The 24,075-nt window shown below is 74.0% G+C and carries 24 protein-coding genes; 15 read left to right on the top strand and 9 right to left on the bottom strand.

Features of this window, described 5'->3' with window-relative positions:
* Window positions 1-39: 39 nt before the first annotated feature.
* The 3 genes from IEZ00_RS05795 to IEZ00_RS05785 form a co-directional block, all read right to left on the bottom strand.
* Window positions 40-717, bottom strand: a complete 678-nt coding sequence (locus IEZ00_RS05795; protein WP_189222015.1) for a Crp/Fnr family transcriptional regulator — start codon at window positions 715-717, stop codon at window positions 40-42.
* A gap of 152 nt (window positions 718-869) precedes the next feature.
* Window positions 870-1,064, bottom strand: coding sequence for a ferredoxin (locus tag IEZ00_RS05790; RefSeq protein ID WP_189222014.1), 195 nt, complete (start codon window positions 1,062-1,064; stop codon window positions 870-872).
* Window positions 1,061-2,260 (bottom strand): cytochrome P450, encoded by a 1,200-nt coding sequence (locus tag IEZ00_RS05785; RefSeq protein WP_189222013.1) that lies wholly within the window; start codon window positions 2,258-2,260, stop codon window positions 1,061-1,063. Before IEZ00_RS05785 ends, IEZ00_RS05790 begins: the two co-directional genes overlap by 4 nt.
* Window positions 2,261-2,453: 193 nt before the next feature.
* Between IEZ00_RS05785 and IEZ00_RS05780 the strand changes: the two genes are divergently transcribed.
* The 3 genes from IEZ00_RS05780 to IEZ00_RS05770 are packed head-to-tail and all read left to right on the top strand — an operon-like array spanning window position 2,454 to window position 4,401.
* Window positions 2,454-3,317 (top strand): ABC transporter ATP-binding protein, encoded by an 864-nt coding sequence (locus IEZ00_RS05780; protein WP_189222562.1) that lies wholly within the window; start codon window positions 2,454-2,456, stop codon window positions 3,315-3,317.
* Window positions 3,314-4,165: an ABC transporter permease gene (locus IEZ00_RS05775; protein WP_189222012.1), complete on the top strand. Its 852-nt coding sequence runs from the start codon at window positions 3,314-3,316 to the stop codon at window positions 4,163-4,165. Before IEZ00_RS05780 ends, IEZ00_RS05775 begins: the two co-directional genes overlap by 4 nt.
* Window positions 4,162-4,401, top strand: a complete 240-nt coding sequence (locus tag IEZ00_RS05770; protein WP_189222011.1) for a helix-turn-helix transcriptional regulator — start codon at window positions 4,162-4,164, stop codon at window positions 4,399-4,401. Before IEZ00_RS05775 ends, IEZ00_RS05770 begins: the two co-directional genes overlap by 4 nt.
* Window positions 4,402-4,484: 83 nt before the next feature.
* On the opposite strand, the gene IEZ00_RS05765 is transcribed toward IEZ00_RS05770, so the two are convergent.
* On the bottom strand, window positions 4,485-5,696 hold the full coding sequence (locus IEZ00_RS05765; RefSeq protein ID WP_373293086.1) for a macrolide family glycosyltransferase: 1,212 nt from the start codon (window positions 5,694-5,696) through the stop codon (window positions 4,485-4,487).
* A gap of 319 nt (window positions 5,697-6,015) precedes the next feature.
* Here IEZ00_RS05765 and IEZ00_RS05760 point away from each other — a divergent pair, with 319 nt between their 5' ends.
* The 4 genes from IEZ00_RS05760 (at window position 6,016) to IEZ00_RS05745 (ending at window position 9,991) form a co-directional block, all read left to right on the top strand.
* On the top strand, window positions 6,016-7,170 hold the full coding sequence (locus tag IEZ00_RS05760) for a nitric oxide synthase oxygenase (RefSeq protein WP_189222009.1): 1,155 nt from the start codon (window positions 6,016-6,018) through the stop codon (window positions 7,168-7,170).
* A gap of 78 nt (window positions 7,171-7,248) precedes the next feature.
* Window positions 7,249-8,358 carry an NAD(P) transhydrogenase subunit alpha gene (locus tag IEZ00_RS05755; RefSeq protein ID WP_189222008.1) on the top strand — a complete coding sequence of 370 codons (1,110 nt, stop codon included), beginning with the start codon at window positions 7,249-7,251 and terminating at the stop codon, window positions 8,356-8,358.
* Window positions 8,355-8,630 (top strand): NAD(P) transhydrogenase subunit alpha part 2, encoded by a 276-nt coding sequence (locus tag IEZ00_RS05750; protein WP_209615800.1) that lies wholly within the window; start codon window positions 8,355-8,357, stop codon window positions 8,628-8,630. Before IEZ00_RS05755 ends, IEZ00_RS05750 begins: the two co-directional genes overlap by 4 nt.
* Entirely contained in the window at window positions 8,627-9,991 is a 1,365-nt protein-coding gene (locus tag IEZ00_RS05745; RefSeq protein WP_189222007.1) for an NAD(P)(+) transhydrogenase (Re/Si-specific) subunit beta, read from the top strand. Before IEZ00_RS05750 ends, IEZ00_RS05745 begins: the two co-directional genes overlap by 4 nt.
* A 94-nt stretch (window positions 9,992-10,085) precedes the next feature.
* Here IEZ00_RS05745 and IEZ00_RS05740 read toward each other — a convergent pair whose 3' ends face one another.
* The gene (locus IEZ00_RS05740) at window positions 10,086-12,092 is read right to left on the bottom strand and encodes a GGDEF domain-containing protein (protein WP_229795132.1); all 2,007 of its coding nucleotides are present in this window, start codon (window positions 12,090-12,092) and stop codon (window positions 10,086-10,088) included.
* A 228-nt stretch (window positions 12,093-12,320) separates the two neighbouring features.
* Between IEZ00_RS05740 and IEZ00_RS36270 the strand changes: the two genes are divergently transcribed.
* The 3 genes from IEZ00_RS36270 to crcB are packed head-to-tail and all read left to right on the top strand — an operon-like array spanning window position 12,321 to window position 13,449.
* The gene (locus tag IEZ00_RS36270) at window positions 12,321-12,758 is read left to right on the top strand and encodes a MarR family winged helix-turn-helix transcriptional regulator (protein ID WP_209615806.1); all 438 of its coding nucleotides are present in this window, start codon (window positions 12,321-12,323) and stop codon (window positions 12,756-12,758) included.
* On the top strand, window positions 12,755-13,108 hold the full coding sequence (locus tag IEZ00_RS36265) for a fluoride efflux transporter FluC (protein ID WP_229795130.1): 354 nt from the start codon (window positions 12,755-12,757) through the stop codon (window positions 13,106-13,108). The genes IEZ00_RS36270 and IEZ00_RS36265 overlap by 4 nt, the downstream gene beginning before the upstream one ends.
* Window positions 13,105-13,449, top strand: a complete 345-nt coding sequence (gene crcB / locus IEZ00_RS05730) for a fluoride efflux transporter CrcB (protein ID WP_189222006.1) — start codon at window positions 13,105-13,107, stop codon at window positions 13,447-13,449. The genes IEZ00_RS36265 and crcB overlap by 4 nt, the downstream gene beginning before the upstream one ends.
* 18 nt (window positions 13,450-13,467) lie before the next feature.
* Here the strand turns inward: crcB and IEZ00_RS05725 are convergent, their stop codons facing one another.
* Window positions 13,468-15,717 (bottom strand): HelD family protein, encoded by a 2,250-nt coding sequence (locus IEZ00_RS05725; RefSeq protein WP_189222005.1) that lies wholly within the window; start codon window positions 15,715-15,717, stop codon window positions 13,468-13,470.
* 234 nt (window positions 15,718-15,951) lie between these two features.
* Here IEZ00_RS05725 and IEZ00_RS05720 point away from each other — a divergent pair, with 234 nt between their 5' ends.
* The 4 genes from IEZ00_RS05720 (at window position 15,952) to IEZ00_RS05705 (ending at window position 19,499) form a co-directional block, all read left to right on the top strand.
* A complete protein-coding gene (locus tag IEZ00_RS05720; protein ID WP_229795128.1) occupies window positions 15,952-16,629 on the top strand; it encodes a hypothetical protein in 678 nt (225 codons plus the stop codon).
* Window positions 16,630-16,753: 124 nt separating this feature from the next.
* A complete protein-coding gene (locus tag IEZ00_RS05715; protein WP_229795125.1) occupies window positions 16,754-17,398 on the top strand; it encodes a TetR/AcrR family transcriptional regulator in 645 nt (214 codons plus the stop codon).
* Between the two features lie 36 nt (window positions 17,399-17,434).
* Window positions 17,435-18,814: a dihydrolipoyl dehydrogenase family protein gene (locus IEZ00_RS05710; protein ID WP_229795123.1), complete on the top strand. Its 1,380-nt coding sequence runs from the start codon at window positions 17,435-17,437 to the stop codon at window positions 18,812-18,814.
* 313 nt (window positions 18,815-19,127) lie between these two features.
* The gene (locus IEZ00_RS05705; protein ID WP_189222004.1) at window positions 19,128-19,499 is read left to right on the top strand and encodes a hypothetical protein; all 372 of its coding nucleotides are present in this window, start codon (window positions 19,128-19,130) and stop codon (window positions 19,497-19,499) included.
* Window positions 19,500-19,527: 28 nt separating this feature from the next.
* Here IEZ00_RS05705 and IEZ00_RS05700 read toward each other — a convergent pair whose 3' ends face one another.
* Window positions 19,528-20,775 (bottom strand): hypothetical protein, encoded by a 1,248-nt coding sequence (locus IEZ00_RS05700; protein ID WP_189222003.1) that lies wholly within the window; start codon window positions 20,773-20,775, stop codon window positions 19,528-19,530.
* 356 nt (window positions 20,776-21,131) lie between these two features.
* Between IEZ00_RS05700 and IEZ00_RS05695 the strand changes: the two genes are divergently transcribed.
* Window positions 21,132-21,635, top strand: a complete 504-nt coding sequence (locus IEZ00_RS05695; protein WP_189222002.1) for a DUF3145 domain-containing protein — start codon at window positions 21,132-21,134, stop codon at window positions 21,633-21,635.
* A 40-nt stretch (window positions 21,636-21,675) separates the two neighbouring features.
* Here IEZ00_RS05695 and IEZ00_RS05690 read toward each other — a convergent pair whose 3' ends face one another.
* A complete protein-coding gene (locus tag IEZ00_RS05690; RefSeq protein WP_189222001.1) occupies window positions 21,676-23,376 on the bottom strand; it encodes an ATP-binding cassette domain-containing protein in 1,701 nt (566 codons plus the stop codon).
* Window positions 23,373-24,075: ATP-binding cassette domain-containing protein (locus IEZ00_RS36260; protein ID WP_229795121.1), on the bottom strand; the 703-nt coding region annotated here is incomplete at its 5' end. The genes IEZ00_RS05690 and IEZ00_RS36260, both read right to left, overlap by 4 nt.

Here is a 24,075-nt window from a genome sequence, read left to right as displayed (position 1 = left end):
GGAGGCGAGTCTGGGGCCATCCGGGCGGCAGTTCCCCGCTCAATTGCGGAGCCAGCTGGCGGGCCCTTCCTCCGGGATGCCGAACCGCCGGGCCAGCTCCTCGGGGTGGGGCAGCACGTACCGCAGCCTCCTGGTGCGCAGCAGGCCGCTCTCGCGCAGCGACTTGAGCAGGGTCTCGACGCGCCGCTCGGAGGCGTTGACCGCCTGTGCGATCTCCCGCTGGCTCAGCCCCTCCAGCACCAGGCCCTCCTCGGTGCGCCTGCCGTGCTGGGCGCTCCACCGCAGCAGGCAGCCGACCACTCGCGGGAACACCCCGCGGGTCTGCGCCAGCTGCCGCGCGTCGTTGTCCACTTGGCGCTGGTAGGCCGTGTACTCCACCAGGGTGCGCACGTCTTCGTTCTCCTGGCGCAGGCGCATGAAGACGCGCGCCGCCAGGTACGCGGCCTCGCCGTCGCGCAGGGCGATCACGTGCGCGCTGCGCGGCTGCTGCCAGATCAGGCCCAGCTCGCCGACCAGCGTTCCGGGGCCGACCAGGCTGACCAGCGGGTCGTGCCCGTCGCACGGCAGCACGACCTTGAGCAGCCCGCTCTCGATCAGCAGCGCCTCGTCGCTGGTGTCGCCCGCGGTGATGAGGATGTCGCCCTTGCGGAAGCGCCTTCGCCGTCCCGCGGCGGCGCGCAGCGCGTGCAAGCCTCGTTCAGCAGGGTTTTCGGACACGGGGACATGGTCCGGCGTCAAGTCCTGCACGCGGGTGACCGCCGTTGGATTTCACGCTTTCAGCCGAGCAGGTGTCCAGAGTGGCCCCGATTTATCGGGTTTGGAAAATGCCGGTCGGGCCGCCCGGTGACGGGCGGCCCGACCGGTCCGGTTCACTCCACGACGCGGATCGCGCCTGCCGGGCACAGGTGTGCGGCTTCGCGCGCCTTCCGCTGGTGCTCGCCGGAGGGCGACGGGTCCAGCAGCACCACGGTGCCGTCCGCCTCGTCCTGGTCGAACACCTCGGGGTCGGTCAGCGCGCACATGCCCGCGCCCGCGCAGCGCTCCTTGTCCACCTCGACCTTCACGAGAACGCCACCGGCAGGCTGTGCACGCCGTAGATGCCCATGTCCGTGCGCATCGGGATCTCCTCCACGGGGACCGCCAGCCGCAGGTCCGGGAACTCGCGGAACAGCGCGTTGAACCCGACCCGCATCTCGATGCGCGCCAGCTGCTGGCCGAGGCACTGGTGCACCCCGTGGCCGAAGCCGAGGTGCCCGCTGGCGGACCGGTGGATGTCGAACTCGTCGGGCCGCTCGAAGCGGTCGGGGTCGCGGTTGGCCGCGGGGATCGACAGGATCACCGTGCTGCCCGCCTCGACCAGCTTGCCGCCCACCTCCACGTCCTCCAGCGCCACGCGCCCGGTGCCGAACTGGATGATGGAGGCGTACCGCAGCAGCTCCTCGACGGTGTTGTCCACCAGCGACGGGTCGGCGCGCAGCGCGGCGAGCTGCTCGGGGTGGCGCAGCAGCACCAGTGTGCCGAGGCCGAGCATGTTCGCGGTGGTCTCGTGGCCCGCGACCAGCAGCAGCAGCCCCATGTTGGCGACTTCCTCGTCGGTCAGCTCACCGCTGTGGACCAGGCCGCTGAGCATGTCGTCGCCGGGCTGGTCCCGCTTGCGCCGGGCGAGGTCCGCGACGAACCGCTCGACCCGTTCGAGGGCACCCATGATCTCGTCGAACGGCACGTCCAGCGACAGCATCTTGCCGGTGTCGCGCTGGAACCTCTCCCGCTCCTCGTAGGGCACGCCCAGCAGCTCGCAGATGACCAGCGACGGCACCGGCAGCGCGAAGTTCGGCACCAGGTCGACCGGCGAGCCCAGCGCCCGCATCCCGGCCAGGTGCTCGGCGACGATCTGCTCCACGCGCGGCAGCAGCTGGTTCATCCGCCGCACGGTGAACTGCCCGGTCAGCAGCTTGCGGTAGCGGGTGTGGTCGGGCGCGTCCATGTTGATGAACATGCCGGGCTTGGCGGGTGGCTGGGTGGGCACCACCTGGCCGCCCACGGTGATCGGCGCGTGCTGCAGCTCTGCCCGGTTGCTGAACCGGCGGTCCGCCAGCACCTCGCGGACCAGGTCGTAGCTGGTGACGAGCCAGCCGTGGTGGCCGTCGGGGAAGCGCAGCTCGCTGATGGGCTTCTCGGCCCGGAGCGCCCCCAGCTCCGGCGGCGGGTCGAACGGTGTGCTGCGCGTGGTGGGCAGCACGGGGTGCAGCGTTTCGGTCATCTCGCACACCTCCCAGTGCGTTGGCGAAGACCTCTTCGCAAGGTACAGAAGATTCACGAACTTGTGAAGGCGATTAAGCCGATGGAGAAGATGTCGGGTTCCTTCGACTAGTCGTAGTAGATGTGCTACACAATGCCGGAGAGGTCGGACGAGGGGGTGGGGACAGTTGGTCATAGAAGTGCGCGACCTGCGGATGCGCTACGGGACCGTGGACGTGCTGCGAGGGGTCGACTTCACCGCGCGGCGCGGTGAAGTCGTGGCGCTGCTCGGGCCCAACGGCGCGGGCAAGACCACGACGATCGAGATCCTGGAGGGCTTCCGGGCGCCGTCGGCGGGACACGTGCGGGTGCTGGGCGTGGAGCCGGTCCACGGTGACGAGGCGTGGCGGGCCCGGCTGGGCGTGGTGCTGCAGTCCTGGCGCGACCACGGCCGCTGGAAGGTCCGCGAGCTGCTGCACCACCTGGGCCGGTACTACCAGCCGTACGGCACGCCGGAGCGCTCCCGGCCGATGGACACCGACGAGCTGATCAAGACCGTCGGGCTGGCCGAGCACGCGGACAAGAAGATCGCCAGGCTCTCCGGCGGCCAGCGGCGCAGGCTGGACGTGGCCATCGGCATCGTGGGCAAGCCGGACCTGCTGTTCCTGGACGAGCCGACCGCGGGCTTCGACCCGCACGCGCGCCGGGACTTCCACGACCTGGTGCACCGGCTGGCCGACCTGGAGGGCATGACGATCCTGCTCACCACGCACGACCTGGCCGAGGCGGAGAAGCTGGCCGACCGCATCCTGGTGCTGGCGGGCGGGCGCATCATCGCCGACGGCAGCCCCGACCAGCTCGGCAGGCAGGTGGCGGGCCAGTCGGAGGTGCGCTGGACCAGCGGCGGGCAGCGGCACGTGCACCCGACCGAGGACGCCACCCGGTTCGTCCGCGAGCTGCTCGCCGGGGACGACGGCGTCACCGAGCTGGAGGTGCGGCGCAGCACCTTGGAGGACACGTACATGGCTCTCGTGCAGCGGTTCGAGAGCGGCCAGGGGGAGGAGGTGGCCGCGCTGTGAAGGGGCACACCGCGCACGCGGCCCGGCTGGGGCTGGAGCGCGGCCTGCGGGAGTTCCGGCACACGCTGCTCAGCGCGGACCAGACGTTCAACCTGTTCGTCATGGTGGCGTTCGTCGTCGTGCTGGTCCTGCAGCGCGATTCCACCGTGGAGGGCACCGCGCTGTCGCTGGCGGCGGTGACCATGCCCAGCTCGCTGGGCATGATCGTGGCGTTCAACGGCCTGGTCGGCCCGGCCGGGCAGCTGGCGGTCAACCGGGAGGACGGGACTCTGCTGCGCGCCAAGGCGGTGCCCGGCGGCGTGGTCGGCTACCTGGTGGGCCGGATCACCCAGGTCTCCCTGGACGCCCTGATCAGCGCGACCTGCGTGCTGGTGTCGGGCCTGATCGTGGTCAGCGGCCTGCTCGGCGGCACGAACTGGCCGCTGCTGGCGGCGGTGTTCGTGGCCGGGCTGCTGGCCACCATGCCGTGGGGCGCGGTGGTGGGTTCGCTGACCCGCAGCCCCCAGGGCGCGATGGGCCTGACCATGCTGCCGATGATGGGGCTGACCGCGATCTCCGGCATCTTCTACCCCATCTACGGGATGCCCCAGTGGGTGCAGGGCGTGGCCCAGGTCTTCCCGGTCTACTGGGTGGGGCTGGGCACCCGCTCGGCGATGCTGCCCGACGAGGCCGCCGCGGCCGAGATCGGCGGCTCGTGGCGGCACCTGGAGACCTTCGGCGTGCTGGGGGTGTGGGCGCTGCTGGGCTTCCTGCTGGCGCCTACGATCCTGCGGCGGATGGCCCGCCGGGAGTCGGGGGCCGACATGGAGCAGCGCCGTCAGGCGGCGCTGCAGAGGGGCTCGGTGTGAGCGAGACCGTCCACAACCGGATCGCCATGCTGCGCGCGGAGCGAGGGGTGTCGCGCAGGCAGCTGTCCGAGGCGCTGGGCATCCACTACCAGACGGTGGGCTACCTGGAGCGGGGCGAGTACAGCCCGAGCCTGTACCTGGCCCTGCGCATCGCCCAGTACTTCGAGGTCCCGGTCGAGGTCGTGTTCTCCACCGAACCGTTCCCCCGGCTGGGCAGCGGGGAGAGATCGGCGTAGCCGCCCGCGCCCCGGTGCTCGCCGGGGCGCGGGCTGACCCGCCTCGCGGTCGTGACTACAGCGTCGTGGCTACAGCGTCGTGACTACAGCAGGGACTCGATCACGTCGGCGGCGGCGCGGGTGCCGCCCGCCGCCCGGATCTCCCGCTGGAGCTCCGCCAGCCGCGTGGCGACGGCGGGATCGGAGACCAGTTCGGTCACGGCCGCGCGCAGCCGTTCGGGGGTGGCCTCCGGGTGCGGCAGGTAGCGCCCTACGCCCAGCTCCTCCAGCCGCGCGGCGTTCATGTGCTGCTCGCCCAGCGTGGGCACGCCGACCATGGGCACGCCGTGGTGGAGGCCCTCCATGGTCCCGCCCATGCCGCAGTGCGTGATGAACGCGCTCGCCTTGGCCAGCACGGCCTGCTGCGGCACCCAGGCGTGCAGCTCGACGTTGGCCGGGACGGGGCCGAGGTCGGCGGGGGAGACGTGCTTGCCGATGCCCATCACCACGTGCCACCGCGTCCCGCCGAACGCCTCCAGGCAGCGCCGGTAGAACTCCGGCCGGTCGGTGTAGGCCGACCCCAGCGAGATCAGCAGCACCGGCGCGGAACCGGGCGCCTCCCAGTCCCCCTCGTGCGCCCGCCGGTCCAGGCACGGCCCCACGAAGGTGTACTTGGGGTCGACGGTGTCGCCGTTGATCTGGAACGAGCGCGGGATGCTGACCACCGCCCGCTCCGGGTGCCCGACGTAGGTGCGCCCGTCCACCGCCGAGCCCTGCTCGCGCAGCCACGCGTCGAGCTGGTCGAAGAAGTCCAGCACGTCGGGTTGGGAGTACACCTCACCCATCTGCTCCTCCCAGCCCTCGTAGGTCACGAAGGTGGGGGAGAACTGGATCGCGGGCACGCCCCAGCGCTGCGCCAGCAGCCGCGCGGTCCACGCGCCGATGTCGTAGACGACCAGGTCGGGCCGGTCGTCGGCGAAGGCGGCGGTCAGCTGCGGCAGCACGGCCTTCGCCTCGGCGAGGAACAGGTGCATGGCCGGGGCGAGGTCGGTGGGCCACACCTGGTCGGCGGCGGGCAGCGTGGTCTCGTAGCGCACCGGCGTGGCGCCCGCGCGCTCGACGGCGGCGGCGAAGGTGTCGTCCACCGCGTAGCCGACCCGGTGGCCGCGGGCCACCAGCTCCGCCACGACGGGCAGCGTCGGGTTCACGTGCCCGTGGCCGGGGATGTTGAGGAAAGCGATGTGGGACAAGGTCGTGCTCCTGTTTTCCGGGATGACTCGGGCCCCGTCGCGCGGTGCGCGCGGGTTGGCGGTCAGAGCCGGAAATCAGAGGTAGATGACCAGGAATCCCCACATGCGCTCGACGGTAGCGCGGGTGCGGACGGACCGGCCACCGAGTTGTCCGCCACCGCGGGCGGCGCGGCGCGCGACACGGGAAAACCGAGGGTGATGTAAATCACTGGTCATCGGTGTGATTCCGGCGGGTAACCATCCGATAGTCCTTGTTTCCGCAGGACTTCCACCCACTCACCCGATCGGGCACATACGGTGCGAGGCCGCTTGCGCCCCGTGTCGGTCGCCCGGTGCCCGGCGGGTCTGTGCGAGGTCCGCGAAAGTGCAACTACGGTGTCCCGTCATGGCCCCCGTTCCCCTGTGTCCGGCTGAAGCCATCCCCCTGCGTGCCGAGCCCTTCGTGGACATCGCGGAGGCGGAGGACTTCATCCGGCTGCACCACGCCGAGCACCCGGAGGCCGGTCCCGTCGAGGACCGGCTGGCGCGGGTGCGCGCCGAGATCGCGGCGACCGGCACCTACCGGCACACCCCCGAGGAGCTGACCTTCGGGGCGCGCGTGGCCTGGCGCAACAGCGCCCGCTGCATCGGCAGGCTCTACTGGCGCAGCCTGAAGGTCCGCGACCTGCGCGACCTGCGCGACCCCAAGGAGATCGCCGACGAGTGCGTCGAGCACCTGCGGCTGGCCACCAACGGCGGCAAGATCCGGCCGGTGATCACGGTCTTCGCGCCGGACGAGCCCGGCGCGAAGGGGCCGCGCATCCACAACGAGCAGCTGATCAGGTACGCCGGGTACGTCGGCGCCGACGGCGGCGTGCTGGGTGACCGGCGCAACGCCGAGCTGACCGCCGAGGCGGTGGCGCGCGGCTGGCGGCCGCCGCCCAAGCGCGGGCCGTTCGACGTGCTGCCGCTGATCGTCTCCCGCGCGGGGTACGACACCACCATGGTCGAGCTGCCGCGCGACGCGGTGCTGGAGGTGACCCTGCGCCACCCCGAGCTGCCCTGGCTGGCCGACCTGGGGCTGCGCTGGCACGCGGTGCCCGCGATCAGCAACATGCGGCTGCGCATCGGCGGCGTCGACTACCCGGCCGCGCCGTTCAACGGCTGGTACATGGGCACCGAGATCGGGGCGCGCAACTTCGCCGACACCGACCGCTACGACCTGCTGCCCTACCTGGCCCGGCGGATGCGGCTGGACACCTCCTCGGTGCGCACGCTGTGGAAGGACCGGGTGCTGGTCGAGCTGAACCGGGCGGTGCTGTACTCCTTCGCCGCCGACGGGGTGACCATCACCGACCACCACACCGAGTCCGACCGGTTCCTGACCCACGTGCAGCGCGAGGAGGCGGCCGGGCGGTCCTGCCCGGCCGACTGGTCGTGGATCGTGCCGCCGATCTCGGGCGGCGCCACCAGCGTGTTCCACCGGTACTACTCCAAGGAGGAGTTGCTGCCCAACTTCTTCCCGGCGGGCACCACGGGGGTCTGCCCCATGATCAATTGACGGCGGTCGGGTGAACGGGTTCACCGTGAACGGCGCGGTGTGGCCTGCGTCACCTTTGATCGACTAACGTGGTCCCCCGTGAGAGTGGGCATCCCCGCGGAGTCGCGGCCCGCCGAGCGCCGGGTGGCCGCGCTGCCGGAGACGGTGGCGCTGCTGACCGGCGCGGGCCTCGCGGTGGACGTGCAGTCCGGGGCGGGGCGGCACGCCCACGTCCCCGACGCCGCCTACCAGGCGGCGGGCGCGACCGTCGTCCCCGACCACCCGGCGGGCGCCGCCGAGGTCCTGCTGTCGGTGCAGCCGCTGGACCCGGAGCGCGCCCGGCTGCTGCGGGAGGGCGACATCACCATCGGCTTCCTGCCGCCCGCCGCCGAGCTGGACCTGGTGCGCGTCCTGGTGGAGCGCGGCGTGACCTCCTTCAGCCTCGACCTGCTGCCCCGCGTCACCCGCGCGCAGGGCATGGACGCGCTGTCCTCCCAGGCGCTGGTGGCGGGCTACCGGGCGGTCCTGGTCGCCGCCGAGCGGCTGCCGAGGTTCCTGCCGATGTTCACCACCGCCGCCGGGACCGTGCCGCCCGCCAAGGTGCTGGTGCTGGGCGCGGGCGTGGCCGGCTTGCAGGCCATCGCCACGGCGCGGCGGCTGGGCGCGGTGGTGGAGGCCTACGACGTGCGGGCGGCGGCCGCCGAGGAGGTGCGCAGCCTGGGCGCGCGGTTCCTGGAGCTGTCCCTGGAGACCCAGTCCGGGGTCTACGCCGCCGAGCAGTCCGAGGACTTCCTGGAGCGGCAGCGCGAGCTGATCGCCGAGCGGGTGGCCGCGTCGGACGTGGTGATCTGCACCGCCGCCGTGCCGGGGCGGCGGGCGCCGGTGCTGGTCACCCACGACATGCTCAAGGCGATGGCGCCGGGGTCGGTGGTGGTGGACCTGGCGGCCGAGTCGGGCGGCAACTGCGCCGCCTCGGCCCCCGGCGAGGACGTGCGGGTCGGCGAGGTCCTGGTGCACGGGGCGCTGAACCTGCCCAGCTCGCTGCCGGTGCACGCGAGCAGGCTCTACGCCCGCAACGCGGCCAACCTGCTGCTGGCGATGACCGAGGACGGCGTGGTGCGGCCCGACCTCGACGACGAGGTGATCGGCGGCTGCTGCCTGACCCACGCCGGGCGCGTGCGCCACGGACCCACCGGGGAGCTGCTGTGATCGACCTGCTGACGATCTTCGTGCTGGCCGTGTTCGTCGGGTTCGAGGTCGTGTCGAAGGTCTCGACCATCCTGCACACGCCGCTGATGTCCGGCGCCAACGCCATCCACGGCGTGATCCTGGTCGGCGCGATCCTGATCACCGGTCGCGCCGAGGGCGGCCCGGAGCTGGCGCTGGGGCTCGCGGCGGTGTTCCTGGCCACGGTCAACGTGGTGGGCGGGTTCGTGGTCACCGACCGGATGCTGGAGATGTTCAAGGGGCACAAGCGGTGAGCCCCACCTGGGTCCAGCTCGCCTACCTCGTCGCCGCGCTGTGCTTCGTGCTGGCGCTCAAGGGGTTGAGCACGCCCCGGTACGCGCGGCTGGGCAACCTCGTGGGCGCGGCGGGCATGGCGCTGGCGGTGGTCACCGCCTACGCGCACGGCGCGGTCCACAACGGACCGCTCATCCTGCTCGCGGTGGCGGCGGGCGCGGTGGTCGGCGTGCCCGCCGCGCGGTCGGTGAAGATGACCGCCATCCCGCAGATGGTGGCGCTGTTCAACGGAGTCGGCGGCGCGGCGGCGGCGCTGGTGGCGCTGGTGGAGTTCGTCGAGGTGGACGGGTCGGCGCTGTTCGACGTCGCCACCGTGCTGACCGTGCTCATCGGCGCGGTGAGCTTCTCCGGCAGCGTGGTCACCTTCCTCAAGCTCCAGGAGGTGATGACCACCCGCCCGGTGCTGCTGCCCGCGGGGCGGTTCGTCGGCGCGGGCGTCGCGCTGCTCGGCCTGGCGCTGGCGCCCGCCGTGGTGGCGACCTCGTCGGTCCCGCTGCTGGTGGCGCTGTTCGCGGTCGGGCTGGCGCTGGGCGTGCTGTTCGTGCTGCCGGTGGGCGGCGCGGACGTGCCGATCGCGATCTCCCTGCTCAACGCCTTCACCGGGTTGGCCGTCGCCGCGTCGGGCTACGTGCTGGGCAACACGCTGCTGATCGTGGCGGGCACGCTGGTCGGCGCGTCCGGCACCATCCTGACCCGGCTGATGGCGCAGGCGATGGGCAGGCCGCTGGCCAACATCCTGTTCGGCGCCTTCACCGCCGCACGGGCCGCCGCCGCGGGCGGCGAGCAGCGCACCGTGCGGTCCGGCACCGTCGAGGACGTGGCGATCCTGCTGGGCTACGCGCACTCCGTGCTCGTCGTGCCCGGCTACGGGCTGGCCGTGGCGCAGGCCCAGCACGCCGTGCGGGAACTGGCGCAGCTGCTGGAGAAGCGCGGGATCAGGGTGGACTACGGCATCCACCCGGTCGCCGGGCGGATGCCGGGGCACATGAACGTGCTGCTGGCCGAGGCCGACGTGCCCTACGAGAACCTCAAGGAGCTCGACGACGTCAACCCCGGCATGGGCAGCGTGGACGTGGCGCTCGTGGTGGGCGCCAACGACGTGGTGAACCCCGGCGCGCGCGACGACCCCGCCAGCCCGATCTACGGGATGCCGATCTTCGAGGTCGACCACGCCAAGGCCGTGGTGTTCATGAAGCGCTCGATGCGCCCCGGTTTCGCGGGCGTGGACAACGGCCTGCTCTACCACCCGAAGACGACCCTGCTCTTCGGCGACGCCAAGGACTCCCTGACCAAGCTGCTCACCGCCGTGAAGCAGCTTTGACCCCCGCGAGTCGAACCCCCAGAACCCCCGAGTTCAACACTCAGGACGACCACGCCCGCCCCCGGTGTCACCCACCTATGGGCGACTCGCGAGGCTAGAGCTCGTAGTCGGGCACGGGGGCGCCCAGGGCTTCGCCGAAGGCGTGGTCCGCGCCGACCTCCGCCCACCACGTCCGCTGCTCCTCGGTGTCCACGCCGGGCACGGTCACCGCCACCCCCGACGCGCGGATCTCCCGCAGCATCAGGCCGATCGCGCGGTGCAGCAGGCCGGGTTCGCGTCCGGCCAGCCTGCGCACCACCGAGGGGGCCAGCACCACCGCGTCCACCGCCAGCTCCTCCAGCAGCGCCAGCTCCGCCTGGCCGCCGTTGAACGCGGCCAGCCCGGTGGCGATCCCGCTGTCCCGCAGCACCCGCGCGTTGTCCTCGCCCTCGGCCACCAGCATCGACCGGGTGTCCAGGTACAGCCGCAGCGCCTCGGCGGGCAGCCCGGACTCGTCCAGCGTCCGCTTCACCGCGCCGACCAGGTCCTCGTCGCTGGACTGCATCGGCGACAGCTCCACGTGCAGCGCGCCCGCGTCCCAGCCCGCCGCCGCGGTGGCCGCCTCGCGCAGCGCCCACCGCGCCAGCCGCAGCGACAGCCCGGTGCGCTCGGCCAGGTCCACGCACTCGTCGTGGCCCAGCTCCGCCCACCGCAGCCGGGCCAGGTGGCCGGTCACCGAGCCGTCGGCCAGCGCCACCACCGGCTGGTACTCGACCTCGATCTCGCCGCCGTCCAGCGCGCCCGGCATCCGCGCGGCGCGGGCGAACCAGGTGCGCGCGCGGTCGTCCTCGTACCGGTCGTAGGGCAGCCACTGCCGCGCGCCCCGGCGCTTGGCGCGGTGCAGCGTGGCGTTGGCCGCGCGCAGCAGCTCCGCCGCGTCCCACCCGGTCGGGGGCCGGTCCACCACGCCGATGCCCGCCGACAGCGCCACCCCGGCCCCGGTCGGCTCGGCCAGCGCCGCGTAGATCCGCTCCACCATCGCGGGCACCCGCGGCGTGGTGGGGGAGTTGTCCACGACGATGGCGAACTCGTCGCCGCCCAGCCGGGCCACCAGCGCGCGCTCCTCCGCGACCACGCGCTCCAACCGCCGCCCGACCTCCCTGAGCAGCTCGTCGCCCCCGGCGTGGCCGAGACCGTTGTTGACCACCGAGAAGGCGTCCAGGTCCAGGTGGTACAGGGTGATCCCGGCGCCGGAGGAGCCGTGCAGCGCCTCCAGCCGGGTGGTGAAGTGCTGCCGGTTGGGCAGCCCGGTCAGCGGGTCGCGCAGCAGCTGGTGGTCCAGGTGCGCGCGCAGCAGGTGCAGGTCGCTGATGTCCTCGACCACGGTCACCTGGTAGGCGGGCCGCCCGTCCTCGTCGCGCAGCAGCGACACCGCCACCCGCACCCACAGCGCCTCGCCGTCGGCGCGCCGCAGCCTGCGCTGCTCGCGTTGCCGGTGCTCCAGCTCGGGGCCCCGCGCCGCCGCGTCCACCGGCTCGAACAGCGCGGCCACCTCGCGCCCCACCAGCTCCTGCTTGGTCACCCCGGCCATGGTCGCCATCGAGTCGTTGGCCTGCAGGCAGATCCCGCGCAGGTCGCTGACCGCGATGCCCAGCGCGGAGGCGTCGAAGACCTCGTGGAACCGCGCCTCGCTGACCCGCAGCCCCCGCTCCGCGCGCTGCTTGGCCGACAGCAGCGCCCAGGTGATCTCCTCGTGCTGGTCGAGGGCGTCGTGCCGCACCGCGGAGGCGAAGCTCGCGCCGAGCACGCCCAGCACGGCCACCACCTTCCCCGGCAGGTCCGCCACCCCGGCCAGCTCCGGGGCCTCCAGCAGGGCACGGCCCAGCACCTCCACCGTGCGCTGCAGCGCCTCGTGGTTGGTGAAGCGGGCCCGCACCAGCTCCTCGCCGACCGCGCCCGCCGGGTCCGGGCGGAACGGCTCCGCGCGCAGCGCGTCGACCACCACGCCCACCAGGCCGAGCAGGTGCCGCTCGACCTCGGCGGAGGACATCGGCACGTACGCGGTCTGGTACACGGCCCGCGTCCACGCGCGGGCCAGCAGTTGGGCGGAGTGCTCGTGCACGGCAGGCGCACCTCCCACTGCTCGGTCGCGTGGAGGTTACTGACGGACACGACCACTGCGGCAGGTGTGGAACGCTCTTGACCCCGATCGGCCTAGCGGCTGGGGTCAACACACCCACTGCCAGCCGTCGCGAGGGCGAAATCCGGACCCTTGCGGGTGATCCGCGTCCGATGCGGGATGCTCCACTCCGGACACCCCGCCGCGGCCGTGGATCAGTACCCTTGGCCCATGTCGGACGAGGCTCGCACGCTCACGGACGTGGTCACGCGGCTGCGCCGCGCCCTGCGCACCAGCATCCGCTCGGAGTGGCCGTGGGACGCGCTGCCCATGGCGCGGGTGGAGCTGCTGCAGACCCTCGCCGAGCGCCCGCCGATGCGGGTCGGCGACCTCGCCGCCGAGCTGCGGCTGGCCCCCAACACGGTCAGCGGCCTGGTCGGCCAGCTGATCGACGGCGGGCTGGTGACCCGCGCGGGCGACCCGACCGACCGGCGGGTGGCGCGGCTGTCGGTGACCCCGCTGGGGCACGAGAAGCTCGCGGTGTGGCAGAGCGCGCACGAGAAGCGCATCGGCGCGGCGCTGGACCGGCTGGAGCCGGGGGAGCGGGAGGACGTCGTGCGGGCGCTGGCGGCGCTGGACCGGCTGGTCGACCACCTGCGCACGAGTTGACCGCCCCGCGCGGCGCGCTCGCCGCGGTGGCGCTGGGCGGCGGGTTGGGCGGGCTGGCCCGGTACGGGCTGGGCCTGCTGGTGCCGGGACCGTGGGGGACGCTGCTGGTCAACGTGCTGGGGTGCGCGCTGATCGGCGTGCTGATGGCGTTCGCGCCGCGCGCGCACCCGCTGGTGCGTCCGTTGCTGGGCGTGGGGGTGCTGGGCGGCTTCACGACCTTCTCGGCCTACGCGGTGGACGCGGTGCGGCTGGGCGGCGCGGTGGCGCTGGGGTACTTGGGCTTGACGCTGGTGGTCGCGCTGACCGCCACCGGGGCGGCCCTCGCGGTGACCAGGAGGCTGCTGCGGTGACCGCCCTGCTGGTGTTCCTGGGCAGCGCCGCCGGGGCGTCGCTGCGCTACCTGGCGGACCGGTTCGTCCGGTCGCGGTACCCGTCGCCGCTGCCGTGGGCGACGCTGGCGGTGAACGTCGCGGGCTGCTTCGCGCTGGGGTGGCTGGTCGGCGCCGAGCCCGCGGTGTGGGCGCTGGCGGGCACCGGGGTCTGCGGCGGGCTGAGCACCTACAGCACGTTCGGCTACGAGACCGTGGCGCTGCTGGAGCGCGAGCGGTACGGGTGGGCGCTGGCCAACGTGCTGGCCAACGTGGTGGTCGGGGTGGGGGCGGCGGCGCTGGGGTGGTGGATCGGCCGCTGACGCCGCCGCCGCACTCCGCTAGGCGGGGGTCAGCCTGCTCAGCACCGGCGGCAGGTCGTCGGTGTGCAGCACGCCCAACCGCTGCGTGGCGCGGGTCAGCGCCACGTACAGGTCGCTGGCCCCGCGCGGCGACTCGGCCAGGATGCCGCTGGGGTCGACCACCAGCACCGAGTCGAACTCCAGGCCCTTGGCGTCCACCACGCCCAGCACCACCACGGGCGCGTCCAGGTCGTCGGTGGCGTCGGGGACCGCCGCGCGCAGCTGCGCCAGCCGGGCGGCGGGCACGATCACCGCCAGCTTGCCGTCGCCGATCGCCGCGGACTCCTCGGCCACCGCCGCGGGCAGCGCGGCGGCCAGGTCGGCCACCCGGCGCGACCACGGGGCGTGGCCGCTGTCGCGCACCGAGGTCGGCGGCACCAGCTCCGGGTTCACGCTCGCCAGCACGTCCGCCGCCACCGCCATGATCTCCGAGGGCGTGCGGTAGTTGACCGTCAGCTCGGTCAGCTTCCAGCGGTTCATCACGTAGGGCGAGAGCACCTGGTCCCACGACGTGGCGCCCGCGATGTCGCCGGTCTGCGCGATGTCGCCGACCACGGTCATGGACTTGGACGGGCAGCGGCGCATCAGCGTCCGCCACGCCATCGCCGACAGCTCCTGCGCCTCGTCCACGATGATGTGGCCGAAGGTCCAGGTGCGGTCCGCGGCGGCGCGCTCGGCGGCGGTCTCGTAGCGCTCGGCGCCGTGCCGCTCGGCCAGCCGGTAGGCGTCGACCAGGTCGGTGGCCATCAGGATGTCCGGGTCGGCGTCGTCCTCCAGGTCCAGGATGTCCAGCACGCCCTGGGCGTAGTCGACGGCCTGCCTGCGCTGCCGCTCGGCGCGGGCCTTGGCCTCGGTGTCGTCCTCGCCCAGCAGCTCGGCGGCCTCGTCCAGCAGCGGCACGTCCGCGGGCGTCCACGGCGAGCCCGGCTCGCGCACCAGCAGCGCCCGCTCCTCGGCGCTGAGCTTGGGCGCGGCCTTGGCGATGCGCTGGGGCGAGGCGAACAGCTCCTCCAGCAGCCGCTGCGGGGTCAGCGTGGGCCACAGCCGCTCCACCGCGGCCCGCACCGCGTCGTCCTCGCGCAGCTCGCGGCGGATGTCGTCGATGTCGGCCTGGTCCAGCAGGTGCCTGCCGAGCCTGGCCACGGCCTGCGCGGCCAGCGCGCTGATGATCTCCCGCTGGAAGGTGCGGCGGGCCTCGTTGTGCGGCCTGCGGGTGCGCCGGGCCCGGCCGCGCGCGTCGGAGATCATCCGCCGGTCCAGTCGCAGCACGTCCTGGTCGAAGGGGATCTCGACCAGCGAGGGCGCCTCCTGCCGGTCCTTGATCGCGCGCGCCACGACGTCGGCCATCTCGATGCGGCCCTTGAGCGCCGCGGTGCGGGCGGGTTCGCGCCCGGTGGCGGTCAGGCCGGGGAACAGCTCGCCCACCGTGGACAGCAGCACGCCGGTCTCGCCCAGCGACGGCAGCACCTGGCCGATGTAGCGCAGGAACGTGGAGTTCGGGCCGACCACCAGCACGCCCCGCTTGGCCAGCTGGCGGCGGTGGGTGTAGAGCAGGTAGGCCGCGCGGTGCAGAGCCACCGCGGTCTTGCCGGTGCCCGGACCGCCCTGGACGACCACCACGCCGTTGAGGTCGGTGCGGATGATCCGGTCCTGCTCGGCCTGGATGGTGGCGACGATGTCGCCCATCTGGCCGGTGCGGCTGGCGTTGACCGCGGCCAGCAGGGTCGCCTCGCCGGTCAGCCCCTCCCGGCTGTGCCTGGCCTCGGCGGAGTTGATGTCGAGCACCTCGTCGTCGAAGCCGACCACCTTGCGCTGCCTGGTGCGCAGGTGGCGACGCCTGCGCACGCCGTCCGGCGCGGCGGCGGTGGCCAGGTAGAACGGGCGGGCGGCGGGCGCGCGCCAGTCCATCAGCAGCGGCTCGTACTCCTTGTCCTCGTCGAACAGCCCGATCCGGCCGATGTAGAACCGGTCACCGGTGTGGAAGTCCAGCCGCCCGAAGCACAGCCCGTTCTCCACCGCGCTGTACTGGGCGAGTTGATCGGAGTACATGGCCACCGAGGTGTCCCGCTCCGACCTCATCTGGTGCGTTCCGCCGGTTTGCCGGAGCGCGCCCGCCAGGCGCTTCGAGCTCTGCTCGCGCAGGTCGTCCAGCCTGCCGTACAGCATCGACACGTATTCCTGCTCCGATTCGATTTCCACGAGTCGGAGGTCGTCGGAGGGGCTTGACAACGTGCCTCATTTCTCGATACCGTCGTTTGTCAGGCAGTTACTTTTTCGCCTGTCGCTGTTCTGCGCGCGCGCAGAACGACTAATCTACACGTTCCCCGGCCCTCGGCCGACCCCCTCCGGCGCAGCGATCCCGCCCGGTCCTCACCCGTCCGGGTGAGATCCCGGTCGGTACCCGCGGTGAGCGCGTTCCGCCTGTTGAGGGGCGTGCGGCGGGCACGCGGGTGAAACCCGGCGGTGGGCGCCGCGTTCGCGGGCAGGCTGGGACGGGTGAAGGAGCAGCGCCAGGAACTGGTCCGGCTGTGCCGGTGCGCGGTGGCCCGGCCGCGCTGGCAGCTCGTCGCCGCGGTCGCGGTCTCGCTGTGGTCGGCGGCCTGGGTGCTCGGCCAGGTCCGCGGCGCCCCCAGCCCGCTGGACGTGCTGCGCGCCCCGGTGGCCTGGGCGGGCGCGCCGACCGGCTGGCTGGAGGCCGCGTCCGCCTGGTGCGAGGGCCGCACGTCGTTCCTGGCGGTCGTCGGCGGCCTGCTGTGGGCGATGACCACCGAGCGCCAGCAGCTGAGCGCGCTGCTCGGGTGGGTGGCGGTGATGCTGGCCGCGGAGTCGACCGGCTACGGCGCGGTGCACCGGGCGCTGCTGGCGCTGGCCTGCCTGCTGGTGGTGCTGGGCGTGGCGTCCATCCCCGGCAGGCGGGCGTTCGTGGTGGACCGCGTGGCGCTCATCCCGCGCGACGTGCTGCGCGCGGGTTCCACCGCGCTCGCGCTGTCGGCGGTCGTGCCGCTGGTGGCGCCCGGCCTGGCGGTGGCCGCGCTGCTGCGGCCCTACGTCACCCGGCCGCCGCGTCCGCGCCAATGGAGTTCCGCAAAACCGCGCTCGGAAAGCGCCGAACCGGTCGGGGTGCCCGCACCGCGCGGTTGATCCGGCGCGCGGGACCGTTATTTAGCGGACTGGCATGTGAGTGGTGCTCATGTGCGGATCACGTTATCGAGTCTTTGTTACCCGGCGTTTGGCTTACTCGTCCGTATACCGCAAGATGACCCGCGTGCATGACAATCCCGCCGAAAACCGCTTAGCCAAGGTGATGCGCCGTCAGCCCGTTCAGCAGCGGGGCGCGGCGACCGTCACCGCCATTGTCGACGCCTGCGCGGCGCTGCTGAACGAGCACGACTACGACGACATCACCACCGCCCGCATCGTCGAGCTCGCGGGCGTGCCGATCGGTTCGTTCTACCAGTACTTCCCGGACAAGCGCTCCGTGGTGCACGCGCTGGCGCTGCGCGGCATGGAGGACTACCTGGCCCAGGTGGAGGAGCTGTTCGCCGACGACGGGCCCGCGCCGGACTGGCGGGAGGCGATCGGCCAGGTCGTGGCGGTCTACCTGCGGATGCTGGTGGAGGTGCCGGGCTTCGGCCGGGTGCGGTTCAGCGACCTGCTCGACGGGCACCGCCTGGACGCCAGCATCGACCAGTACGAGCTGATGGCCGAGCGGCTGCGCGAGCTGTTCTGCGGGCGCTACGAGGTGCGCGGGTCCGCGCCGGTCATGCTGACCTTCCGGATGGCCGCGCAGACCGCGGACGCGCTGTTCAAGCTCGCCGAGCGGGTGGCCCCCGACGAGCGGCAGCACGTGCTGGAGACCGCGAACGGCATGATCTTGAAGATGCTGGCCGGGGTGTTCGACCCGGAGTGACTTGCCGCGCCGGTCCCGGTGGTGTGGGGTGGACCGGTGACGGGCGACGACTTCGACGTGATCGTGATCGGCGGCGGCCCGGTGGGGGAGAACGCCGCCGCCCGGACCGCCGCTGGCGGGCTGCGGACCGCGCTGGTGGAGCACGAGCGGCTCGGCGGCGAGTGCTCCTACTGGGCGTGCATGCCGAGCAAGGCGCTGCTGCGCCCCGGCCACGCGCTGGCCGCCGCGCGCCGGGTGCCCGGCGTGCCGGTGGGGGAGCGGCTCGACGCCGCCGCCGTGCTCAAGCGGCGCGACGGGTTCACCTCGGACTGGGACGACAGCGGTCAGGTCGCGTGGGCCGAGGGCGCCGGGCTGACCGTGGTGCGCGGTCACGGCGAGCTGGTCGGCGAGCGTCGCGTGGACGTGGGCGGCCGGGTGCTCACCGCCTCCCGCGCGGTGGTGGTGTGCACCGGCAGCGTGGTGCGCACGCCGCCGCTGGAGGGCCTGGCGGAGGTGCCCCACTGGACTTCGCGCGAGGCGACCTCGGCCCACGAGGTGCCCTCGTCGCTGGTGGTGCTGGGCGGCGGTGTGGTCGGCGTGGAGATGGCGCAGGCGTGGGCCAGGCTGGGCTCGGCGGTGACCCTGGTCGTCTCCGGGGAGCGGCCGCTGCCCGCCTTCGAGCCCTTCGCCGGTGAGCTGGTGCTGGAGGGGCTGCGCGCGGACGGCGTCGAGGTCGTCACCAACGCCAGGGCCAGGTCGGTGTCCCTGGTGGCGGGCGGCACCCGCCTGAGCGGTGATGGCGTGGACGTGGTGGGCGAGCACCTGCTGGTGGCCACCGGGCGCAGGCCCGCGACCGAGGGCCTGGGCGTGGAGCGGTTCGGCTTCACCGCGGGCGAGGCGCTGCCGGTGGACGACACCGGCCGGGTGGCCGGGCTGGACTGGCTCTACGCCGCGGGCGACGTGACCGGCCGGGCCCCGCTGACCCACCAGGGCAAGTACGCCGCCCGCGCGGTGGGCACCGCCATCGTCACCGGCGCGGTGTCGCCCGAGCCGTGGAGCGCGGCCGCGGCGACGGCCGACCACACCGCCGTGCCGCAGGTGGTGTTCACCGATCCCGAGGTGGCCGCGGTGGGGCGCACCGCGGCGAAGGCGCGCGAGGCCGGGCTGGAGGTCCGGGTGGTGGACCTGGACATCGCGGTGGCCGGGTCCGCGCTGCACGCCGACGGCTACCGGGGCAAGGCCCGCATGGTGGTCGACGAGCGGACCCGCACCCTGGTCGGCGTGACCTTCGCCGGGCCGGACGTGGCGGAGCTGATCCACGCCGCGACCGTGGCGATCGTGGGCGGGGTGACCGTGGACCGGCTCTGGCACGCGGTGCCGTCCTACCCGACGATCAGCGAGGTGTGGCTGCGGCTGCTGGAGGCCTACGGCCTCTGAGGCATTCCCCGGCGTGACCCCGATCAATTTGCCGCGGCTGTTCGGAATTGCCGCGGCGGGATTTTCCGGTGCGCCGGAGAATCACGATCCGGTGTCACTTGCCGGGGCGACGCGCGCGCGGTGGCGCTGGTCGGACCCGGCCAGTAATCTCCACAGTGGACGGTCCGGCGGGCTGGGTGGGTCCGCCGGAATGCATATGAACCCTTGTGGGGTGCGCGTGCACATTCCCGAAGAAGACCGCACCGCCAATCGACGCGCGGCCGTACCGCCGAATGGTGGTCGGTCGCCGAAAAATGCGGCTTACACTGCAGAGGTGACCAGGGGGACCGTCGTCGTCACGAGCGCCGCGGTGGCGTGGTGCGCCTTCGTCCTGATCACCACGCTGCTGCCCGACGGCCCGGCGCTCACCCCGACCGCGGTGTACCTGCCGGGCTTCCTGGTCCTGCCGGTGGTGACCTACACGCTGCACCGGGCGCGCGAGAACGCGCTGCTGTGCGTGGCCCACGTGCCGTGGCCGGTGCTGGTGGCGGGGTCCGCCGTGGCCGTGATCGGCTGGCTGTTCTCCTGGGGCGGGCTGGTGGGCAGGCCGGGCACCGAGACGCTGAGCGCGGTGGCGGGCCTGGTCATCGTGCTGCACGTGGCGTTCGGGCTGATCGCGATCGGGCTGGCCCGCACCGACTACTGAGCGCCCGCCGACCGCCTCGCCGACCGCCTCACTGCTCGGCGGGCAGCCGCAGCGCCTCATCGGCCACCGCGGTCAGCACCGGGTCGGCCGGATCGGACCCGTCCCGCGCCCACACCGCCTGCGCCACCCGCACCTTGGCGCCCTTGGCCACCACCCGGATCGCCGAGCGGTCGAACGAGCTCGGGCCGCCCTCCCAGGACTTGCCCTCCTTGACCAGCGCGGTGATCCCGCCCGTCCCGGCGGCCGAGGCCAGGCCGTGCAGCTCGGCGGCCCGCGCCGGGTCCGGCAGGCTCAGCTCGGCCACCGCCACGCCGACCGACCGCCCGTCCACGGCGGTCTCGTACTGCGCGCGGCGCAGCTCGGCGCACTCGTGGTCGGCCAGCCACGCCTGCACGTCGCCGAACGCGTGGGCCGCGCAGTCCTCGCTCAGCGCGGCGCCCCTCGGCGTGAAGTTGCGGCCGTCCACCACCACGGTGGTCGGCTCCGGCGGCGCGTCGGCAGGCGGCGAGGCGTCCGAGGCGTCGCCGGAGGACACCGCCACCACGACCGCGACCAGCGCCAGCAGCGCCGCCACGGCCACCGCGGCGATGGGCAGCCACTTGCGGCGGCGCGCCGCCGCGGGCCCCACCTTGGGCAGCAGCATGGTGCGGGCCGAGGCCAGGTCAGCGGCCACGTCGGAGAAGCCCTCGGCGCGCAGCTCGGCCGGGCCGGGCGGGGAGCCGGTGGGCGCGAGCACGGCGATGAGCCTGGCCGCGTGCTCCACCGAGCACGGCCGGTCGCTGGTGGCCAGCTCGCGCGCGGCGGCCAGCAGCGTGGTCGGCTTGGGGTGCAGCACGCGCAGGCCCCGGTTGAGGTCCGCGGTGGGCTGCACGACCTGCCCCACGTACGGTCCGACCGCCACGACGGTGGTCACCGGCAGCGGCTCGCCGCGCATGTCCTGGATGCGCCGGGCCACCGCGGTGGTGGCCGTCAGCGCCTCGGCGGCCGGGCTGACCGCGCCGTCCGGGCGGATCAGCGGCCAGCCGTCGGTCTTCCACCGGTCGCCCAGCGGGGCCTCCAGCCGCACCGCGGGCTCGGGCAGGTCCACGCCCACCACGACCAGCACGCCGCGCGGCAGCACGACCACCGCGTCCAGCGGGCGGGGGCAGCCCGGCGGCTGGACGCCGAGCAGGGCCACGCCGCCGAGCACGGAGCCGCCCGCGCCCCAGGTGGTCAGGGCGGCGCGCACGTCGGCGCCGACCGCCGAGGGCTCGGTCCCCAGCCTGATCAGGCGCACGCGATCACCCCGTTCCACACGATCGGACACGGTATCGCCGTCCGCCGGGACGCGGCGGCGGACCTGGGCGGTTCGTGCGATCGACGCGGGTGACCACCGTCACCAGGGGCATGTGCCCATCACCCGACGGTGTCGTTTGACCGCGGAAAGTGACCCGGCGGTCCGCCGCTTGGACCGTTGAGCGGCACATTAGGGTCGAAAGTCCTGTATCCGCCCACCCGAGTGATGCACGTGCTGGTTCTTCTGGCGGACTTCTCCCGCAGCGGGCAGAATGACCAAGTCGGGAATTCGCAAGATCGTCCGCTGTCGAGAGGTCGTAGGGGAAGACGTCCCTCGTCGAGTAGCGGAGGTCAGCTGTGAGCACCCGTGGCAGCACCAGTGGCGTGGTCTACGTCCACTCGTCGCCGTCTGCGGTCTGTCCGCACGTCGAGTGGGCGATCTCGGGCACCCTCGGTGAGCGAGTGGACCTCAGGTGGGCGGCGCAGCCCGCGGCGCCAGGGCAACTGCGCGCCGAATGCGCCTGGACCGGCGAAGCCGGGACGGGCGCCCGACTCGTGGCCGCGTTGAGGGCGTGGCCGATGCTCCGGTTCGAGGTCACCGAGGACCCCAGTCCCGGTGTGGACGGCGTGCGCTACTGCTTCGCGCCGGTGCTGGGCCTGTGGCACGCCCGGACCAGCGCCAACGGCGACATCGTGGTCTCGGAGGACCAGCTGCGCGCGCTGGCCGCCCGCAGCCGGGGCGGCGAGTCCTTCGCGCACGGCGTGGACGAGATCCTGGGCGCGGCCTGGGACGACGCCCTGGAGCCGTTCCGCAGGGCGGGCGACGGCGCGCCGGTCACCTGGCTGCACCGGGTGGGCTGAGCCCGCCGGTCGGCTCAGCCGGTCGGCTCAGCCGGTCGGCTCAGCCGGTCGACGCGGGCTGCCAGGCCGCCATCAGCTCCGCGTAGGCGGGCGAGGCGGCCAGCAGCTCCTCGTGCGCGCCCAGCAGCGCGGGTCCGCCGTCCATGACCAGCACCCGCCGCGCCCGCAGCGCGGAGGACAGCCGGTGGGCGATCACCACCAGCACCCCGCCGCGCGCGGCGAACGCCTCCTCCACGCGCGCCTCGGCCGCCGCGTCCAGGTGCGAGGTCGCCTCGTCCAGCACCACCACCTCGGCCGGGGACGCGTGCACCCTGGCCGCCGCCAGCAGCTGCGCCTCCCCAGCCGACAGCCCGCCGCCCGCGTGGCCGACCGCCCCGTCCAGCCCGCCCAGCCGCCGCACCACCCCGGTCGCGCCCACCGCCTCGACCGCGCGCAGCAGGTCGGCGTCGGACGCCTCGGGGGCCAGCAGCGCCAGGTTCTCCCGCACGGTGCCGGTGAACAGGTAGGTCTCCTGGGGCACCAGCGCGATCCGCCGGTGCCGCACCGACGGGCGCACCAGGTGCACCGGCACCCCGCCGAACCGCACCTCGCCCGCCTGCGGCGCCACCAGCCCGGTCACCAGCCCGGCCAGCGTGGACTTGCCGATGCCGCTGGGCCCCACCACGGCGAGGTGGTCGCCCGCCCGCAGCACCAGGTCCAACCCGCGCACCACCGGCTCGGCGCGCGCGCCCCAGCCGAAGGTCGCCCCGCGCAGCTCCAGCCCGCCGCCGGACGGCTCCAGCCCGCCCGGCGGGGCGGCGGGCGGGGGCGCGGCCTCGGCCAACCGGCGCAGCGCCACCACCAGGCGCAGCACCACCGTGCTGGTGGTGTCGGCCAGCCGCCGCAGCGCGGGCTGCACGCTCGTGCTCAGGTACACCACCGCGCCGAGCACCTCGCCCGCGCTCAGCGCGCCCGAGGCCACCATGCCCGGCGCGACGACCAGCAGCAGCACCAGGGGCGCGAAGCCGCCCAGGGTGATCACCACCCCGCGCAGCGCGCCTGCCCACGCCATCCGCACCGTCGCCGCCGCCTGCCGGTCGACCCGCTCGCCCACCTCGGCGGCGGCGCGCGCCGCGCCACCGCAGGCCACCACGTCGCGCAGCCCCAGCAGCGCCGCGCCCGCGACCTCGGCGGCGTCCTCGTCGGCCAGCACCAGCTCGCGCTGCCCGCGCGCCAGCGAGGGCAGCAGCAGCCCGAACAGCACCAGCGCGGCCACCACCGGCAGCACCACCAGCCAGGCCAGCTCGGCCACCGAGGTGGCCAGCCCGACCAGCGCCGCGGCCGTGGTCACCAGCAGCGCGCGCGCCTGCACCAGCACTCCCGCCGTGGCGTCCCGCACGACCTCCACGTGCCGGGTGATCCGGGCGACCGCGCTCGCGTCGGGCAACCCGCGGTGCGACCGGCCGTCGTGCAGCACACCGCGCACCACGGCGGTCACCAGCGCGTCGCGCATCGGCTCGACCACCCCGCCCAGCCGAGTGAACACCTGCCGCAGCCCGAACCCGCCGAGCACCGCGACCAGCGCGAACAGCACCAGCCACAGCACGCCCGAGGGCACGTCGCCCACGGCGAACCCGCGGTCCACCGCCAGCCCCACCAGCCGCCCGCCCAGCAGCGCGGGCACGCCCTCCACCACCGACCAGCCCAGCAGCACCGCCACCTCGCGCTTGCGACCCGCCAGCGCGCTCCAGTAGGCGTTCACCCGAACACCGCCCGGTACTCCGCGTCCCGCCACAGGGCGGAGTGCGGGCCGACCGCGCGCACCCGCCCGTCCTCCAGCCACACCACGGCGTCCGCCCGCCGCGCGGTGGCGGCCCGGTGGGTGACCACGATCCGGGTGCGCCCCGGCAGCGCCGTGCGCAGCGCGCGTTCCACGGTGGCCTCGGTGACGGTGTCCAGGCTCGCCGTGGCGTCGTCGAGCACGAGCACGTCCGGGTCGCGCACCAGCGCTCGCGCCAGGCCCAGCCGCTGCGCCTCCCCGCCGGACAGCGGGGTGTCGGCCAGCGGCGTGCGGTAGCCCTCGGGCAGCCGCACCACCACGTCGTGCACCTGGGCGGCCCGGCAGGCCCGCTCGACCCGGTCGGCGTCGGCGGTCGCGCCGTGCTCGAAGACCCCGTACCCGACGGCGTCGGCCACCGTGGCGCCCAGCAGCGCGGGCCGCTCGAACGCGCACCCCGCCGAGCCGCCGCGGCGGACCTGCCCGGACGAGGGCGCCACCACCCCGCCGATCACCGCGGCCAGCGACGACTTCCCCGCCCCGGAGCGCCCGACGACGGCGAAGAAGGCGCCTGCGGGCACGGTCAGGTCCACGTCGTGCAGCGCGTCGGGCACGCACACCCCGCGCAGCCGCACCTCACCCGGTGGCGCCGATCCCGGCGGCACCACCTCGGGCACCGGCACG

The sequence above is a fragment of the Saccharothrix coeruleofusca genome (assembly GCF_014648515.1).
GTDB classification, from domain to species: domain Bacteria; phylum Actinomycetota; class Actinomycetes; order Mycobacteriales; family Pseudonocardiaceae; genus Actinosynnema; species Actinosynnema coeruleofuscum.
Note: the sequence above shows the minus strand (reverse complement) of the source record. Positions and strands in the feature narration are given on the sequence as shown.